This window comes from Synechococcus sp. H55.9, from assembly GCF_047462355.1.
Classification (GTDB): domain Bacteria; phylum Cyanobacteriota; class Cyanobacteriia; order Thermostichales; family Thermostichaceae; genus Thermostichus.
The window spans coordinates 11,689-28,607 of the sequence record NZ_JANSJB010000023.1 but is presented as its reverse complement, the minus strand read 5'-3'; the positions used below and the strand labels follow the sequence as shown (position 1 = coordinate 28,607).

Annotated in this window: 14 protein-coding genes; 3 read left to right on the top strand and 11 right to left on the bottom strand. The window is 58.9% G+C overall.

The features are described 5' to 3' along the window. Nucleotides 1-64: 64 nt before the first annotated feature. The 8 genes from NW857_RS04990 to psbV form a co-directional block, all read right to left on the bottom strand. Entirely contained in the window at nt 65-331 is a 267-nt protein-coding gene (locus NW857_RS04990) for a hypothetical protein (protein WP_414333116.1), read from the bottom strand. Continuing rightward, nucleotides 328-633 carry a hypothetical protein gene (locus NW857_RS04985; RefSeq protein WP_414337980.1) on the bottom strand — a complete coding sequence of 102 codons (306 nt, stop codon included), beginning with the start codon at nt 631-633 and terminating at the stop codon, nt 328-330. Before NW857_RS04985 ends, NW857_RS04990 begins: the two co-directional genes overlap by 4 nt. Before the next feature lie 21 nt (nt 634-654). Continuing rightward, nucleotides 655-2,484, bottom strand: a complete 1,830-nt coding sequence (locus NW857_RS04980; protein ID WP_414333119.1) for a proline--tRNA ligase — start codon at nt 2,482-2,484, stop codon at nt 655-657. Nucleotides 2,485-2,592: 108 nt separating this feature from the next. After that, nucleotides 2,593-5,745 (bottom strand): translation initiation factor IF-2, encoded by a 3,153-nt coding sequence (gene infB / locus NW857_RS04975; RefSeq protein ID WP_414368149.1) that lies wholly within the window; start codon nt 5,743-5,745, stop codon nt 2,593-2,595. Nucleotides 5,746-6,129: 384 nt separating this feature from the next. Further along, nucleotides 6,130-6,429 carry a YlxR family protein gene (locus tag NW857_RS04970; protein WP_414337986.1) on the bottom strand — a complete coding sequence of 100 codons (300 nt, stop codon included), beginning with the start codon at nt 6,427-6,429 and terminating at the stop codon, nt 6,130-6,132. Between the two features lie 61 nt (nt 6,430-6,490). Further along, nucleotides 6,491-7,618, bottom strand: coding sequence for an HD-GYP domain-containing protein (locus tag NW857_RS04965; protein WP_414333124.1), 1,128 nt, complete (start codon nt 7,616-7,618; stop codon nt 6,491-6,493). A 145-nt stretch (nt 7,619-7,763) separates the two neighbouring features. After that, nucleotides 7,764-8,288, bottom strand: coding sequence for a photosystem II cytochrome PsbV2 (psbV2, locus tag NW857_RS04960; protein ID WP_414333126.1), 525 nt, complete (start codon nt 8,286-8,288; stop codon nt 7,764-7,766). Next, nucleotides 8,288-8,830, bottom strand: coding sequence for a photosystem II cytochrome c-550 (gene psbV / locus NW857_RS04955; protein WP_414333127.1), 543 nt, complete (start codon nt 8,828-8,830; stop codon nt 8,288-8,290). The genes psbV2 and psbV overlap by 1 nt, the downstream gene beginning before the upstream one ends. Nucleotides 8,831-9,136: 306 nt before the next feature. Between psbV and NW857_RS04950 the strand changes: the two genes are divergently transcribed. Beyond that, nucleotides 9,137-10,024 carry a hypothetical protein gene (locus NW857_RS04950; protein WP_414333128.1) on the top strand — a complete coding sequence of 296 codons (888 nt, stop codon included), beginning with the start codon at nt 9,137-9,139 and terminating at the stop codon, nt 10,022-10,024. 30 nt (nt 10,025-10,054) lie between these two features. Here NW857_RS04950 and NW857_RS04945 read toward each other — a convergent pair whose 3' ends face one another. Then, nucleotides 10,055-11,359: a hypothetical protein gene (locus tag NW857_RS04945; protein WP_414368145.1), complete on the bottom strand. Its 1,305-nt coding sequence runs from the start codon at nt 11,357-11,359 to the stop codon at nt 10,055-10,057. Between the two features lie 49 nt (nt 11,360-11,408). Beyond that, nucleotides 11,409-13,271 (bottom strand): M61 family metallopeptidase, encoded by a 1,863-nt coding sequence (locus NW857_RS04940; RefSeq protein WP_414368142.1) that lies wholly within the window; start codon nt 13,269-13,271, stop codon nt 11,409-11,411. A 289-nt stretch (nt 13,272-13,560) separates the two neighbouring features. Between NW857_RS04940 and ntcA the strand changes: the two genes are divergently transcribed. Together ntcA and eno are read left to right on the top strand one after the other, a co-directional pair. After that, nucleotides 13,561-14,235 (top strand): global nitrogen regulator NtcA, encoded by a 675-nt coding sequence (ntcA, locus tag NW857_RS04935; protein ID WP_414333132.1) that lies wholly within the window; start codon nt 13,561-13,563, stop codon nt 14,233-14,235. Between the two features lie 190 nt (nt 14,236-14,425). Next, entirely contained in the window at nt 14,426-15,709 is a 1,284-nt protein-coding gene (gene eno / locus NW857_RS04930; RefSeq protein ID WP_414347112.1) for a phosphopyruvate hydratase, read from the top strand. Here the strand turns inward: eno and NW857_RS04925 are convergent. After that, nucleotides 15,696-16,919: prolyl oligopeptidase family serine peptidase (locus tag NW857_RS04925; RefSeq protein WP_414368138.1), on the bottom strand; the 1,224-nt coding region annotated here is incomplete at its 5' end. The two genes, eno and NW857_RS04925, sit on opposite strands and share 14 nt — an antisense overlap.

Below are 16,919 nucleotides of genomic sequence, written 5' to 3'. Positions count from 1 at the left end.
TATAATCATCGGGTTGGGGTCTGGGGTGGGGGGTGCGGGAGGTACTTGTGGCTGTGGGTGAGGGTCAATCGGAAGGCGGCTGAGAGACTTTTGGGTTCTCAGAGTTTGCAGTTGGCAGGGCCTCTTGGACGCGGGTTGGGGAAAGAGAAGACCGCTGTTGCCAGCGCCACAGGATCCCGGCCATGACCAAGGTGGGCGAGACGATCATGGCGAGGATCACCGGCAGGGTCTCCGGCAAGGCCAGATAGGGGCCACCGTATTTGATGGCCGCGCTGATAACCGCAGCGGCCACCATCAATTGCAGGGCAAACCAGAGGGTTTTGGGTTTCATGGTTGGCTGGGATCCCCTACCATGGCCGTGAGGATGCCGGCAACGCTCTCCAGATCTTCCGGTACTCGGTACAAGGTCAAGTCTTGTCGGATTGTCTGTGGATCCCCAAGGATCTGTCCGAATTGCCAGGTAGATCCGATGGTGACGGCGCCGTAGATCTGCGTTTGCGGCTCCACCTGGGCCAGGGCGATCATCTCCACCGCCATTTGGACAAAAGCCCGCGTCAGATCGTCCTTTTTGGCTTCCACCACCAGCAGGATGTTCTTGCCGCGCAATAGATAATCGAGGCTGCCTTTCAGCATTGGTGACGACAAAAGCCCTACTCAATCTGGCACGGCTAGGGCAGCAGCAATCCGCTCTTTCAGGGTAGCCACCACTTCCTCAATGGGAATTTCTACCGCTTGGCCGGTGGCCCGCTCGGCCAATTCCACCTTGCCCTGCTTAAGACTGCGCCCGGTGGTAAGGCGGTAAGGGATCCCGATGAGATCCGCATCTTTGAACTTGACGCCGGCCCGCTCGTCCCGGTCGTCCCAGAGGGTCTCGATGCCGGCAGCAGCCAGTTCCTGCACCAACTTTTCCGCCACCTGCATCTGCTCCGGGTCGGAGACGTTAGGCACCACCACCACCACGTGATAGGGGGCAATGGCCACCGGCCAGATGATCCCATGGGCATCGTGGGATTGTTCCACCGCCGCCTGGGCCAGGCGCGATACCCCAATGCCGTAGCAGCCCATCCACAGCGGCTGCTCGACGCCCTGCTCGTCGGTAAAGGTGGCCCGCATCGGCAGCGAAAACTTGAGGCCCAACTGGAAGATGTGCCCAATCTCGATGCCACGGGCGGTTTCCAGAATCTGGTCGGGGTTGAGCAGACAGCGATCCCCCGCCTGGGCTTTGCGCACGTCCACCACCTCCGGCAGAGGGTACTGCTCGCCCCAGTTGGCCCCCACCACGTGCCGCCCCACCTGGTTGCTGCCGGTTACAAAGTTTTTCAGCAGGGCTGCCGTCTGGTCAACTAGGCGCAAGATCTGAGGGGCAAAGTGTTTCTGCCGGCCCAGGCAGCTATCCGGTAGGTCGGGGGCGATGTAGCCCACCGGGATCGGATCCCCTTGCCAGCTTTTCTGGATCTCCGCGTCCGCCAGGGTGAGGGTGAGCAATTTGTGGGCCTGGTAACGCTCCGCCAGACGGCTGAGGTGGTTGGCCAGTTTTACCTCATTCACCTCTTGATCGCCGCGAATGCTCAGCAGCACCACCACCCGCAGGCCGTTGTCGTAAAGGGCTTGGTAGAGGACGTTTTTGACAATCAGAGTGGGGGAGATCTTCAAGAAATCGGCCAGCTTCTCGATGGTTTCGGTTCCCGGCGTGTCCAGAACCTGGAAGGTGGTGTAGGGGGAGTCTGCTGCCGGTGGCGGAAGGGAGACGGCCTTCTCCACATTGGCGGCATAAGAGCCATCGGGGGTGTAGAGGATCTCGTCTTCGCCGGCAGAGGCCAACACCATAAACTCCTGAGAAGCCGCGGATGGCCCGCCAATGGCTCCGGCGTCGGCATCCACCACGCGAAACTCCAGCCCGCAGCGGCGCAGGATGCGGCTGTAGGCCCGGTACATGTCCTGGTAGGTCTGGCGCAGGCTCTCTTCGTTGGCGTGGAAGGAGTAGGCGTCTTTCATGATGAATTCCCGCCCACGCATCAGGCCAAAGCGGGGCCGGATCTCGTCGCGGAACTTGGTCTGGATTTGATAGAGGGTCTGCGGCAACTGGCGATAGGAGCGGATCAGATCCCGCGCCAGCAGGGTGATCACCTCTTCATGGGTGGGGCCCAGGGCCTGCTCGCGTCCCTGCCGATCTTTGAGGGCAAACATGATCCCTTCGGCTTGGGTGTACACGTCCCAGCGGCCCGATTCCCGCCAGATCTCCGCCGGCTGCAACTGGGGCAGCAGACACTCCTGAGCGCCAATGGCGTTCATCTCTTCCCGGACAATGTCCGAGATCTTCTGCAGCACCCGCCAGAGGAGCGGCAAATAGGTGTAGATCCCCGGGGAGAGCCGCCGGATAAAGCAGCCCCGCAGCAGCAACTTGTGGCTGGGCAGTTCTGCTTCGGCGGGATCCTCCCGCAGCGTCACAAACAACATCTGGCTCAGTCTCTGGCTCTGTTGCATCCATTTCCTCCCTCTGGCCACTTAAGATTTTCTCCATTGCTTTGGGGGGAAACTCTCCCCAGGGATCCCTTGGGGCTGGGATCCCTGAAACTCTACCACCGGCTGCGACTAGGCAGGAGCCAACGTCCGCCGCTTGGTGACCATCTGGTAGACCTCGATGATGTCGCCTTCCTGCCAAGCGTGGAACTTCTCGATGCCGATCCCGCACTCGAAACCGGCGGCCACCTCCCGCACGTCGTCTTTGAAGCGCTTCAGAGAATCGAGACGGCCCTGGTAGACCACCTCCCCTTTGCGGCGAACCCGCACCAGAGCATTGCGCTGCACCTTGCCGGAGAGCACGTAGCTGCCGGCAACCGCACCGCGGCTGATGGGGATCACCATGCGCACTTCCGCTTGGCCCAAGGGCTCTTCCACCTCCTCCGGCTCCAGCAGGCCCTCCATGGCCGCTCGCAGATCGTCCAGCAGGTTGTAGATGATGTCGTATTCGCGCACATCCACCCCCTTGTCGTCGGCAGCCTGCCGCGCGCCGGGAGCCAGGGTGGTGTTGAAACCCAGGATGATCGCGTCGCTGGCCGCCGCCAAATCCACGTCGGTCTCTGTGATCTCCCCGGGGGCCGCCAGCAGCACCCGCAACTGCACTTCCTCTTGGGGCAAATCCCGCAGCGCTGTCTGGATGGCCTCGGCGGATCCCTGCACATCCGTCTTGATAATGAGGTTCAACTCCTTGAGCTGGCCTTCTTGGGCCTTGGCAGAAATGCTGCCCAAGCTGACGCGACGAGACAGCAGCGCCTGTTGCAAACGGGTTTGCCGCAGCGCCTCCGCCCGCTCTTGGGCAATGCGACGGGCTTCTTTTTCGTCGGTGTAAACCTGAAACTCGTCACCGGCTGCTGGAACCTCATCCATACCCAGCAGTTGCACCGCCGAAGATGGCCCGGCCTCTTGCAATCGCTGACCGCGATCGTCCATCATCGCCTTGACCCGGCCCAAGACGGCGCCGGCCACCAGGGTATCGCCCACCCGCAGGGTGCCGTTCTGCACCAACAGAGTGGCCACCGGGCCGCGGGCCTTGTCCAGGTGGGCTTCGATCACCGTGCCGCGGGCAGGACGGTTGGGGTTGGCCTGCAGCTCCGCCACATCCGCCACCAACAGGATCATCTCCAGCAGGGCGTCCAGGTTGCGGCGGGTGAGGGCGCTCACCTCTACCATGGGTGTATCCCCACCCCACTCCTCTGGCAACAGCCCGTGTTCCGCCAACTGCTGCTTGATGCGCTCCGGCTGGCTGCCGGGCTTGTCGATCTTGTTGATGGCCACGATGATCGGCACCTGGGCCGCCCGAGCATGGCTGATCGCCTCCAGCGTCTGCGGCTGCACCCCATCGTCGGCAGCCACCACCAAAACGGCAATGTCGGTGACGCGGGCGCCGCGGGCGCGCATGGCGGTAAAAGCCTGGTGGCCGGGAGTATCTAGGAAAACTATGCGCCGCTTCTGGCCTTCAAAGTCCACATCCACGTGGTAGGCGCCGATGCGCTGGGTGATCCCGCCAGCCTCGCCCTGGGCCACCTTGGTGTCGCGGATGGCATCGAGCAGGGTGGTTTTGCCGTGGTCTACGTGGCCCATGATGGTCACCACTGGCGGACGCAAGACCAGATGGTCGATGTCCTCCACGTCCAGCATCTCGGTTTTTTTGACTTCGGATTCTGCCTTTGGCCGGCGAACCTCGTACCCAAACTCTGTGGCTACCGACTCGGCCAGCGACTCGTCCAAAACCTGGTTGATGGTCACCATCACCCCCTTGAAAAAGAGGGTTTTGATGATCTCAGTTTCGGCCACACGCAGGCGGTGGGCCAATTCCTGAACGGTGAGGCTGCCCTCCAAGAGCAACACCTTCTCTGCCGGCAAGGACTCCGTCTCGCCGACACGAACAGCAGTGTTGGCTTCGGCGGAGGTAGATGGCTGCTGCGAGCGGGCAGCGGGACGGGGACGGGTAGTGGGAGCAGCCGTTGCCGCAGGTGGACGATAGGAAGGAGGCTTGGCAGTAGGGCGGGCCAAGGGCTTGAGGGCGTTCAGCTCAGCCTGCTTGACCGCCGAAATGACGGCCATGGGATCCAAATCCAAGCCATCCCCGTCTCCTTCCCCTCGTCTGCGGCTGCGTTTGCGCTTGGCCTGAGTGCGGCTGGCCCGTCGTTCGAGGGCTTGCAGTTCCTCGTCCTCTTCTTCTACCGTCTTGCGCTTGATTTTGGGCGCAGCAGGCCGCACGGGAGCTTCAGCCAACACCGGGGTGGGGCGTTCCTCAGGGATCCTTTCTGGCAAGGGAGTGGCGGCATCCGGGTCGAGGGGGGCTGGCTTGGCCACAGGACGGGTAGGAGGCCCCACCAGTTCTATCCGCCGCTGTGGACGAGGAGCTTCACCGGCTTTGCTGCTGCCGGAGCTCTCTTCCTTCTTGACTGCCGGCGGGCGCGGCTCAGGGCGACTGCTGGGACGAACGGGTGCGCCCACCAGTTGTGGACGCGGGCGCTGTGCAGGCTGATGAGAAGGCGCTTTCTCTTCTCCAGGCCGAGGGGCACGGCTGAGGGATGGGGCTTCCGGGGGGCGAGGGAGCTCAGAAACCTGTTGCGGAGATCCAGGAGGCTCTGCCGGTGGTTCCGTCTCGGTGGCAGCTCGTCGAGGGGGCGTGAGCACAGTTGGGCGCTTGGGCACAGGACTGGGTTCCGAGCTGCTGGCTTTGGCCGTTGTAGCCTCAGGGCGAACGGGAGGAGCTGCCGGTTGAGGCAGGCTATCCGGCTTTTGGGCGGCCTCAGATGAAGGGGCAGGGGAGCTGACTTGTCGCCGCGGCGGGCCGATGAGCTGAGCGCCACCGGCGGAGACTCGCTCAGGTCGAGACAGGGAAGGTTTGGCAGCCGGCGGAGCGGCAGCGGGGTTGGCCTCGCCAACTGGGGCTTGCTGCTGAGCAGGTGCAGGGCGGCGAATGCCGACGATCGCGCTGGCGGTGCCGGGCCCTTTCTGGGGAGGGCGCTCACTGGCTTTGGCTTCAGCAGGAGGCTCCGGCGGCGGGTTGTCCCATTGGGGTTTGGGCCGGGGCTGAGAAGGTTTCACAATGCGGGGGGCGCCCAGCTTGCTGCGCACCAACTCGGCTTGCTCCGGAGAAATGGTGCTGCTGTGGGTTTTGAAAGGGATCCCCAGTTGCTCACAAACCTCCAACACATCCCGACTGTCGCGCCCCATTTCCCGGGCAATGTCATAAAGTCGAACTTTATCGGTCATTCGTCTGCTAGCCTCTGCTCCTTTCTACTTGTCAGTTTTACTATCCAAATAATTAGTGAGTAGGACTGAACCTGTTGGGTGTGTGGGCGCTTCCTCCGGTACATCGACAGCGTCTCGGCGATCCTTCAAGGACGCAGACTGGAGGGAATCTAAGTCCGAAGCTGCTTTGGAAACATCCGCAGAGGACATAAAGTTAAGACAACCGGGGAAGGAACCAACATCAACAGCGCTTTTAGAATAACCTTTCTGCGGCTCATACAGACCAGCCTCGGCTGACCCAGCCAACCCCCATTCTGACAGTTGAGAGGGGCTGCCGTGTAGTTCACAACTGGATGAACCTAAAAAGGTGTCTCAATATCTTACCTTGGCCAATTCTGGAGCTGCCTAGGTTTTGTCTGAAGCACTGGCCTCCGGAGGTGATGTTTCCCAGGGGCCTTGGGCCTCAGAATCGCGCAGCAGTTGCTGCTCCAGCCGTTGAAACACCGAATCGGGCACAGGTGCTTTGAGGGCTCTGCTCATCTGTTGCTTGCGTCGGGCTGCCTGCAAACATTCTAGCCGGCGACAGACATAGGCAGAACGCCCCATACCCTGATCCAAAAGCACTTGGTGGGAGTCAAATTGTCGAACCAGCCGCCACAATTGCGAGCGAGGAAACAACTGGCGACAGCCTACGCAACGACGCAACGGATCGGCACCCAGCAAAAGGCTCTATCCTGCCAACACAACACAAATAACCCTCTCCAGCCTACTTCAGATCCGGCAGGCGCGATTGCAGAAACTCAAAGAAACGCTCCACCAAGTAGGGATCCCGCCATCCCCTTGCCGTCTCTTCCCGCAGGATGCCCATGGCCTCTTGAACGGTGAAGGCTCGCTTGTAGGGTCGCTCCGAGGTAAGGGCGTCGTAGATATCGGCAATCTGGAAGATGCGGGCCACGAGTGGAATCTCTTCTCCCTTGAGGCCGTCGGGATAGCCGCTGCCGTCCCAACGCTCGTGGTGGTGACGGATGAGGGGCAGCACATCCTTCATGGTGCGCAGCGGGCGGCAGATTTCCTCTCCGATCAAGACGTGGGATTTCATCACTTCCCACTCTGCCGGCGTATGTTTGCCCGTTTTACCCAAGATGGCATCGGGTATGCCCACTTTGCCGATGTCGTGCAGGTAGCCTCCCCAGGTCAGCACCTTGATCAGGGGACGGGGTAGCTGGAGAAACTCGCCGAAGCTCTTGGCCAGTTGTGCCAGGCGCTCACAGTGATCCCCAGTGGTGGGATCCCGACTTTCTACGCTGCGGGCAATGGCGAACAAAACCTGGGCAGCATGATCCAAGTCTTCATTGAGGTGCTTTTGGCGAACGAGGGAACGCACCCGCGCCAACAATTCCGACTCGTCAAAGGGCTTGCTCAAGAAATCATCGGCTCCAGCCTCGATGCCGCGCACGCGATTTGTGCGGTCGCTGGCCGCTGTGATCAACACCACCGGGATCAGGCGCGTCTCCTCATCAGCTTTGATGCGGCGACAGACCTCGAACCCATCCAACCCCGGCATCATCACATCCAGCAAGATCAGATCCGGCTGGAAGGTTTGCAACATCTGCAGGGCTTGATGGCCACTTTCGGCCTCGCTGACCCGATAGCCAATGCTCTCCAACAGATCCCCCAGCAACAGGCGACTGTAGGGCTGGTCATCCACGATCAGTAGGTGGCCAGCCTCAGCCTGATCCGCAGCAGGTGTAACGGGGATGCCAACCGTTACCGGCATCTTGAGTTCGGTCGATTGGGCAGGGGAAAAGCTGCTCACCATACATCGCAGTTGCAACACCTCTAGGCTAATCCCACTGCCAAAAGCAGAACATCGGTCTTTGTACTGAGCTCTCATCGATCCAAGGCTCTGGGGGCGTCGTACAGGGTCCACCCAGATATCCCGGCAATCCGCTTCTGGGTACAAACGGCCCAGGGCGCGCGTGTCCTCTGGGCATGGTGGTCTGGGGAAAAAGAGCCGGGATCAGCTCAGTTGGCAACCCTCAACCGACATCGATCAACTCATGGGATCCCCAGCCGGGGGCAACCTGAGCCGCTCTGAGAATAAAGGCAGCCAGATTTTTCAGGGCTTCGTCGTCCATCCAGGAAGGGGGCACGGGGCGGCATCCATAGCTGAAATCCGAGCCATCGTAGCTGCGGGGATCCCTCTGATACTCCACCAAAGCTTGAATCGTATCTCGGGGTGGGGTGGCACCGCGCAAGTCCTTCAAGGAGAGGGAAATGTTGGGAGCTGGCAGGGTGGAGCCGCCCACATGGCAGTTCAAGCAGGCGGACTGAAAACGATTTTTGCCATCCGTGAGCTGCTCTGGAGTAAAGGTGAGGGTGCGCCCTGTGGCGTCTAGAGGTAATTCCACCGGGCCGCTCACCCGCAAATACTGGTTCACGTAGGGGTCAATGCGGGCCGCCACCGGGCTGGCCAGCCCCAGCACAGCCAGGATCCCGACCCAGATCCAGAGGCGGGACGGGATCCGACAACCCATAAGCAACTTCCGAACCAGACGCAGCATCAGAGGTAGGCCGACAGGTCGCTGTGGCTTTCGCTTTTGGTGCCGCCCCAGCCGGGGGAGGTTTTGGCTTGCACCAAAATATAGCCGGCAATCAACTTCAGATCCTCATCGGTGAGGTTGCGCAGGCGAGGATACTCGCTCAGAAGCTGAGTGTTGGGATGATACTCAACCAGGGATTCGGCCCCGTCATAGGTGACCGGGTTTTTGATGTAATCCACAATCGCCAGCACATTATCCCGTGGAGGAGTTGCCCCCTCCAGATCCGAAAGCTTCAGGCTCACATCTGGGTTGGGATAGGTCTGGCCCCCCACATGGCACTGGGCACAGGCTTTGTTAAAAAGTTGCTTGCCTCGGGCTAACTGTGCTTCGGTAAAGGTAATGGACTCAGTGGGCGACAGAGCCACCGCAGGAATATCCTTGGCCGCGAACGCTGGAGCCAGTCCCCAGCTCAGCCCAGCCATCAAGGCAGCCAAGAACAGGACAAACAACCGATGACGCCCTGGCAGCAGCACCTTCTGAAAAGAAAAAGCTTTGCTAAACATGGTTCTCCTTAGATCAGCTAGTCAAGAGGAGAGGTCGGCTCCACTCCAGCCACAAACCCGACAACAGGATCAAGAATAGACCATTGAGAGATCATTTGCAGACGAGATCCGGGATCCGCATCGGTTCCGCTTGCCCTGGCTGTTAAGCTTGATCGCGGAGCTAGGGCCTGTTGGAGCTGACTGTGTTGCAGCCTGGTCGAGGGGTGGGGAGCTGAGCGGGTAATATAGAGCTTGGCTTGCTTGCCCGGCAGCTTAGAGCAGGAGATCTCGCCAGACTCCGTCCCAGGTTTTCGCAGGATTGCCCCCATGTCCTCTGTCCGATTTCAGCCGTTGCGGGTGGCTTTCACCTGTGCGGATCCCAGCCAAGTCCAAATGCCCGTTGCCGAGTTGCTGGCAGCGTTGCCGGCCTCGCCGCTTCTGACCTACACTGACCCGGAAGCAGCGGACTTGCGGGTAGAGATGCTGCCCGATGCCATCTACCACTTCTATCGGCGGGGGGAAGAAGTGGCTCTGGCCGCCTTTCGGATCCCGGTAAAAAAGCCACAGGCCCTGCCCCGCAAGCTGGTGCGGCTGCTGGAGCACGTGGCTGCTTTTGGCAACCTCCTCAACCTGCAACCTGCCACCGATGCTTTGAGCAGCGTCCTAGAGGTGGAGTTTCTCCAACTGGAAACGCCGGCAAGCAGCTCTGCCCCTGCCGAAGTGAGCCCCCTGCCGCGGGATCCCCAGGGACAGGTGCAAATCCAGGCAGGCCGCAACCTCGCCATCGCCCTGCGCAACAGAGCCCCCACCCCCGTGCACGTCTATGTGGTGGTCTTTGACGAGCGGCGCTACAGCGTGGATTTGGTTTACCCCTATCAACCGGATCTGCCCGCTCGTTTGCGCCCCAGCGAGAGCCTGCTGATCGGCTCTGGGCCCCGCTACCTGCTCCAGATGCAACTGCCCGAAGGCGCAGATATGGCGGTGGATCGCTTCAAAATCTGGGTCAGCAGTACCAGTATGCAGCCGGGCATCATGGCGATGCCCCCCCTAGGACAAAGACTGGAACCCCCCTCTGAGGATCCCTATGGGGCCGGATCCCGGCTGGATCGGGAAGTTCGGCTGGCCATTTTGGGCAAGGCGGGCAGCACGCCCATGCCGGCTTTTGCCGAGGATCCCTGGTGGTGTGTGGAGCAGGCTGTCAAAATTGTGGCTTGAGCTAATGCGCTTGGGTGCCTTTCAGATTTCTCAAAGATGACTTTTTAGGATCCCCTCAAAGGTAGCCTCAACCTCATCAACGCTGATGACTGATAAATGATAGAGGGAAGATAGACTGGTTTTTACATCTTGGCTAACATCGGTTAAAACCATGAAAACTTGGTTTTTCTGGAGACCGAGGTCAGAAGCAATCTTGGAGTACTTCTGTACTTTGTCTTGGTACTCGCCTGTCTTTGATTCCACCCAGTAGAATTGATCGTTAATATGAAAGAAAAGATCCATTTCAAAATCAGCTCCATTCGGCAAAGTAACTTGAGCATTTGTTATGTAAGAGAAATCAATCTTTTCAGCTTGACTTGCGGCAAGGCAGATCAGCTTATCCCTAACGTATCTCTCTAGCCATTTTCCTGAGAGAAAATTTAGTGCTTGGGACGACCTACTGGGTCTTGCTACCAACAGATACCTGGGTGCCTTAAAGTATCTGTACTCTTCTAAAAATGCGATTCCATGTAACTCTTTGGCAACCTGGCAAGTTGAGCTGATTACTTGTTGAGGCTCGTCTTTAAGGTTTATTGAGAAAGAGTTTCCGCTATTCATATTTGATTTAATCATTCCATAGAATCTTTTAATCAAAGAATATCGATTGCCCATAAAGGCAGCTATTTGATCTAATTTTTCCTCTTTTTCTTTCACATCTATGCTTTTGATTTTTATGTTTTTTGAGCTTAAGAATAATTCTATCTTTGATACGTCGACCTCTAATATACCGGCGGCAGCGATCTCCTCTTTATCTCTCGGTACATCGTCTGTTAGCCTAGGCTCTGGTGTTTCATGACTGGCAACCTGCTCATTCTGAGAGCTCTGATCTGTAGTTTGAGATATCTCTAATCTGGGAGAACTTTGGATAGCAATCTGTAGTCGCTGATAAATATCTTTAGTTTCTTTCACTAAGTTTTCCAGGATGGCTCGCTGATCGTTTAGCTGCTCATTATGTTCGGAAAACTTTACAGATATAGCCTGCAGAAGATCCCTACTCCAACTTTGCAGCAAATCTTGGTGACTATCTACAAGACGAGATCTAAGCCCTTTGAGATCGGCTTGAGTAGCCTGTAACTTCCGAGAAATCTCGTCTGCCAATCCTTCGACCAGTTTGGTTAAGGTTTTGTTGGCGTTGTTGAGTTCTTGGCTGTGTTGCCTTAAGTGTGAAGATATCTCTCTAATGATCTCTTGTTTCCAGATTTCCGGTCTAGGACTGACCTTGTAATGGCGAGCAACGTAAACACCCAATGAGAAACCAACAGCCACCCCAATTAATAAAACCAAAACGAAGTCCATTAGATTCGCTCCTGACCCCTGTTGTTACTTCTCGTTTAAGTTAACTAGGTTACTCGCTTGTTTCAAGATTCTCAGGCGAGGTGAGCGAATTTTCAAGAAGAGGCGTATCTTGTCCCGAAGAGCCGAGCAGGGATCCCAGCCAGCCCTGCTGGAGCGCTTTCTGGGTGGGAGTGAGTTGCGGCAACGCTTCGAGGGTGTAAACATCCGGGCGGGGTGGATCCAAGGGGATCCAGAAGTGTTTCAACTGATCGCCTTGGAAGACGCTCAGGCAGATGACCTGGTGGGGCTGGTAGGCCGCCAAGCGTTCTGGCAAGTTGGCAGCGCTTACCCGGAAGCCATCCAAGGCCACCAGCTCGTCGCCGGCCCAGATGCCTGCTTTTTGGGCCGGGGATCCCATCTCCACTGTGCTGATGCGGTTGCCTTCGCCGTTGAAGTTCAGGCCCAGATAGGGGGAAGGGTCAGGGCGGCTGAAGTGGGCCTTGAGGGTGAGGCCAAAAGGGTGTAGGTGAGCGTTGTAGTCCAGCTCTTCCGTACCTTCCACATAGGCGGCGAAAAAGCGGCCAAGATCGGCGCCGGCTGCCCGCTCAAAGGCCTCCCGCAAGTCTTGGTGGGTGTAGCCTTTCTCAAACCGGCCAAAGCGCTGCCACAAATCCTGCATGGCCGTGTCCAGGGATCCCTGGCCCCCCGAAAGGTGGCGAATGTGCAGATCCAGCAGCCAGCAGACCAAAGCGCCCTTGAGGTAATAGGAAACCTGGCTGTTGAGGCTATTTTCGTGGGGACGGTAGAGTTTGATCCAGGTGTCGAAACTGGATTCCCGCAGCGATTGCACGGCCCGACCCGGAGTACGCTGCAGCCGGCCAATTTGCTCGGCCAGGATCTGCAAAAAATCTTTGGCAGTGAGGATCCCTGCCCGCAGCAAGATGACATTTTCGTAGTAGCTGGTCGCCCCCTCGCAAAACCAGAGGCAGTCCACATAGTTTTCTTGGTTGTAGTCAATTTTCTCCAAAGCCAGAGGGCGCAGCCGCTTGACGTTCCAAGCATGGAAAAGCTCGTGGGCCAGCAGCGCCAAAAAGCGGCGGTAGGACTGGGGCCGACGCAGCTCCAGGCCAGAATAGTTGAGGGTGGTGCTGTACTTGTGCTCTAGGCCGCCAAATCCCCCTGCCGACAAATGCACAATAAACCAGTAGCGGTCGTAGGGCAGCCCGCCGAAAAACGCCGCAGTGGCCCGGACAATTTTCTCGGCATCGGCCACCGCTTGCTCCAAATCCAGGGTGCCTGCTCCCCAGACCACGAAGTAATGCGGGATCCCTTCCACTGCAAACGACCGCAACTGGTGCAGGCCCACCTCCACCGGACTATCCACCAGCTCGTCGTAGTCTGCCGCCACAAAAGACTGGCCGGAAGCAGGATCCTCAGAAGAAGAAATCAAAGGTCGCAAACTGGTGGCGATGCGCCAATCAGGCTTGGGAGGGATCACCGTCAAGGTGTAGGGTTCCCGCTCGCGACCGGGCACATAGAAAAAGAGCGCCGCCCCGTTGAAGTAGGCGTGGGTGAGATCCAAATGGTTGGTGCGCACCGTCAGCTCATAGGCATAGACCCGATAGCGAACCTTCACAGCCGAACAGCCCGGCGGCTCGATCTCCCAAGTGTTCTTATCTACCTTCCGCCAGGCCAAAGGGATCCCTTGCTCCGTTGCCGCCTGAAACTCTTGCACATGGCGGGCATATTCCCGCACCAGGTAGGATCCCGGCGTCCACACCGGCAGCCGCAGTCGCAGAGGCACTTCTGGATCCACCTCTTGGATCTGTAGTTCCACCTCCAGCAGATGCTTGGCCGGCTCCGGCATCCGCACTGTGAAATGCTGGCGGCTCAGTTGAGAAGGTGCAGCAACAACAGCCTCCGGGATCCCCATAGGATTTTCCAGTCCACCACTTGCTTCCTACCACCCAGAGCTGGCAAGGCCCCAGTGACAATAGCCCTTATCCTACCCTTGGCTTGGGATCCCTTTGTGGAACAGAAACGAGACCTAAAAACGTAGCCCGTGCTACAAAGATGCCTAGGCAGAACCCTCTACCTTAGGGTAAACCCGGCTATTGTTGCCGATTCTGGAGTCGATAGGGTTGCAACTCGGCCCAATGCTTCTAAATTGATCTTACATGGATTGATCTTAGGTATAAACTGACCTCAAAAGGTTGATGAGTATGGTGGTGGCCGTCGCAGAAAAATCTCTGATCACAGCCTTCAAGCAACTGGGAGGCCCTCACCATCCTCCGGTTATCGAAACGTTTGAACGTGGTAAGACCATCTTTTTCCCTGGGGATCCGGCGGAGCGGGTTTACTTTTTGGTGAAAGGAGCTGTCAAGCTCTCGCGGGTCTACGAAATGGGGGAAGAAATTACCGTTGCTCTTCTGCGGGAAAACAGCATCTTCGGGGTGCTCTCCTTCATCACAGGGCAGCGCTCCGACCGCTTCTATCACGCGGTGGCCTTTACGCCTGCTGAGTTGCTCTCTCTGCCGATTGAGCAGGTGGAAAAATCCCTGCGGGAGAACGCCGAACTGGCCATGTTGCTGCTCAAGAGCTTGTCTTCCCGCATTTTGCAAACGGAGATGATGATCGAGACGCTGGCTCACCGCGATATGGGATCCCGTCTGGTTAGCTTTTTGCTGATCCTCTGCCGCGATTTCGGGGTGCCTGGCCCGGATGGGGTCACCATTGATCTCAAGCTGTCTCACCAGGCCATTGCCGAAGCCATTGGCTCGACCCGCGTCACCATCACCCGTCTGTTGGGAGAGCTGCGCAAGAAGAAGTACATTTCCATTTACAAGAAGAAGATCACTGTACACGACCCGATGCGGCTGAGCCACCGCTTTGTCTAGAGGGGATGGGGCCTAAACTCTGCCCCCCAAACCAGCCAATGCTCAATTCACCCCTGCAGCTCCGCAGAATCTTTGGGTTCTCTCTCTTAAAGTTTTCTGGAAGCTGACGGGATCCCGGTCAAGGATCTATTAGCCTGTGGGGGGATCTGGCTTTGGCCAGAGCTGTCTAGCCAATTGCTGAGGTGTAACTGTGGAAACGGCCATCGAGTGGATTACCGCCCATGAGATCCTCGACTCGCGAGGACGCCCCACCCTAGAAGCCCTGGTGGGCCTGGCCAACGGAGCAACGGGCTTGGCGCAGGTGCCCAGCGGCGCTTCGACCGGTACCTTTGAGGCCCACGAGCTGCGGGACGGGGATCCCAAGCGCTATGGAGGTAAGGGCGTGCTGAGGGCGGTGGAAAACATTCTTGGCCCCATCCAGTCGGAGCTGCGGGGAGAAGATGCCCTCAACCAAGCCCGCATCGACCAGTTGCTGATCGACCTGGACGGCACCCCCAACAAGTCCCGCCTGGGGGCCAACGCCATTTTGGCAGTTTCTCTGGCGACGGCCAAAGCGGCGGCGGAAGCGGTGGGCCTGCCTCTTTACAAATATCTGGGCGGGCCTTTTGCCAACTTGCTGCCGGTGCCGTTGATGAACGTGCTCAACGGCGGTGCCCACGCCGACAACAACGTGGACATCCAGGAGTTTATGCTGGTGCCCATTGGTGCGGCCAGCTTTCGCGAGGCGCTGCGCTACGGGGCCGAGGTGTTTGCGGTGCTGAAGACGGTGCTACAGCAGAAGGGGCTGTCCACCGGGGTGGGGGACGAAGGCGGATTTGCCCCCGATCTCCCCTCCAATGCGGCAGCTTTGGATCTGTTGCTGACGGCCATCGAACAGGCAGGCTACAGGCCGGGGGAAGATATCGCCTTGGCCCTGGACGTGGCCGCCAACGAGCTGCTGCAGGATGGGCAGTACCACTTCGAGGGCCAAGCCCGTAGCGCCGAGCAAATGGTCAATTACTACGAGCAACTGCTGGCCAACTATCCCATCCTTTCCATTGAAGATGGACTGGCGGAGGAAGACTGGGCCGGCTGGCAGGCCCTCACCACTCAACTGGGATCGCGGGTGCAACTGGTAGGGGACGACCTGTTCGTCACCAACCCAGCCCGGCTGCAGAAAGGCATCGACAGCGGCGCCGCCAACGCCATCTTGATCAAGCTCAACCAGATTGGCACGCTGACGGAGACGGTCTCGGCCATGCACCTGGCTAGCCAGGCAGGTTTTCGCTCTGTGATCAGCCACCGCTCCGGTGAGACAGAAGACACCACCATCGCCGACCTGGCGGTGGCCACCCGCGCCGGCCAGATCAAAACCGGATCCCTCTGCCGCAGCGAGCGCATTGCCAAATACAACCAACTGTTGCGCATCGAAGACGAGCTGGGGGAAGCGGCAGTCTATGCCGGCCGGGTGGGCCTGGGCCCTAAAGCTCGCTAACTCCCGTTCCATCCCTCCCCAGCACCTGCACCAAAAAGGCCCAGCGGTCGGCGGTCTCTTCAATGAGCTTGGTGGTGGGCTTGCCGGCCCCGTGGCCGGCTTTGGTGTCGATGCGAATGAGGATGGGCTGGGATCCCCCCTGTGCCGCCTGCAGGGCAGCAGCAAACTTGAAGCTGTGGGCCGGCACCACCCGGTCGTCGTGATCTGCTGTGGTGATCAGGGTGGCGGGATAGGCGGTGCCGGGCTTGAGGTTGTGCAGGGGGGAATAGGCGTAGAGGGCCTTGAATTCCTCCGGGTCTTCCGGGGATCCGTACTCCGAGACCCAGGCCCAGCCGATGGTGAACTTATGAAAGCGCAGCATGTCGAACACCCCCACAGCGGGCAGGGCCGCGGCAAACAGCTCCGGCCTTTGGGTCAGGCAGGCCCCCACCAAGAGGCCGCCGTTGCTGCCGCCGGCGATGGCCAACTTGGAAGGATTGGTGTAGCCATGGGCGATTAGCCACTCAGCCGCGGCGATGAAGTCGTCGAAGACCTTTTGCTTGTTGAGCTTGGTGCCCGCCTGGTGCCAGGCTTCCCCATATTCGCCGCCGCCGCGCAAATTGGGCTGGGCGTAGACCCCTCCCATCTCCAGCCAGGCCACCAGGCCCACCGAGAAGCTGGGGGTCAGAGAGATGCCGAAGCCGCCGTAGCCGTACAGCAAGGTGGGGTGATCCCCTGTCCGCGCTAGGCCACGGCGGTGGACAAGGAACATGGGAATGCGGGTGCCGTCTTTGCTGGCGTAGAACACCTGCTGCACCTCATAGGCGTGGGGATCGAAATCCACCTGCGGTTGGCGAAAGAGGGTGCTGCTGCCAGTGGTGAAGTCGTAGCGGTAGATGGTGGGCGGGGTGGTGAAGCTGGTGAAGGTGTAGAAGGTCTCAGTGTCGTAGCGCTTGCCGCCAAAGCCGCTGGCGGATCCCAGCCCCGGCAGAGGGATCTCCCCCTGGTAGGTGCCGTCTAGGGCAAAGGTCTTGATCTGGGTGTGGGCGTCTTTGAGGTAGAAGGCAACAAATTGATTGTGGATGAGGCTAACCCCTTGCAGGGTCTCCTCAGCCTCAGGGATCACCTCTTGCAGGTGCCCTGGGTTGTCGAGATCAAGGGCCACCAGTCGCCGCCGCGGAGCCTGGAAGTCCGTCAGCAGCCAAAAGCGGGAGCCGTCGTTGCCGACAAA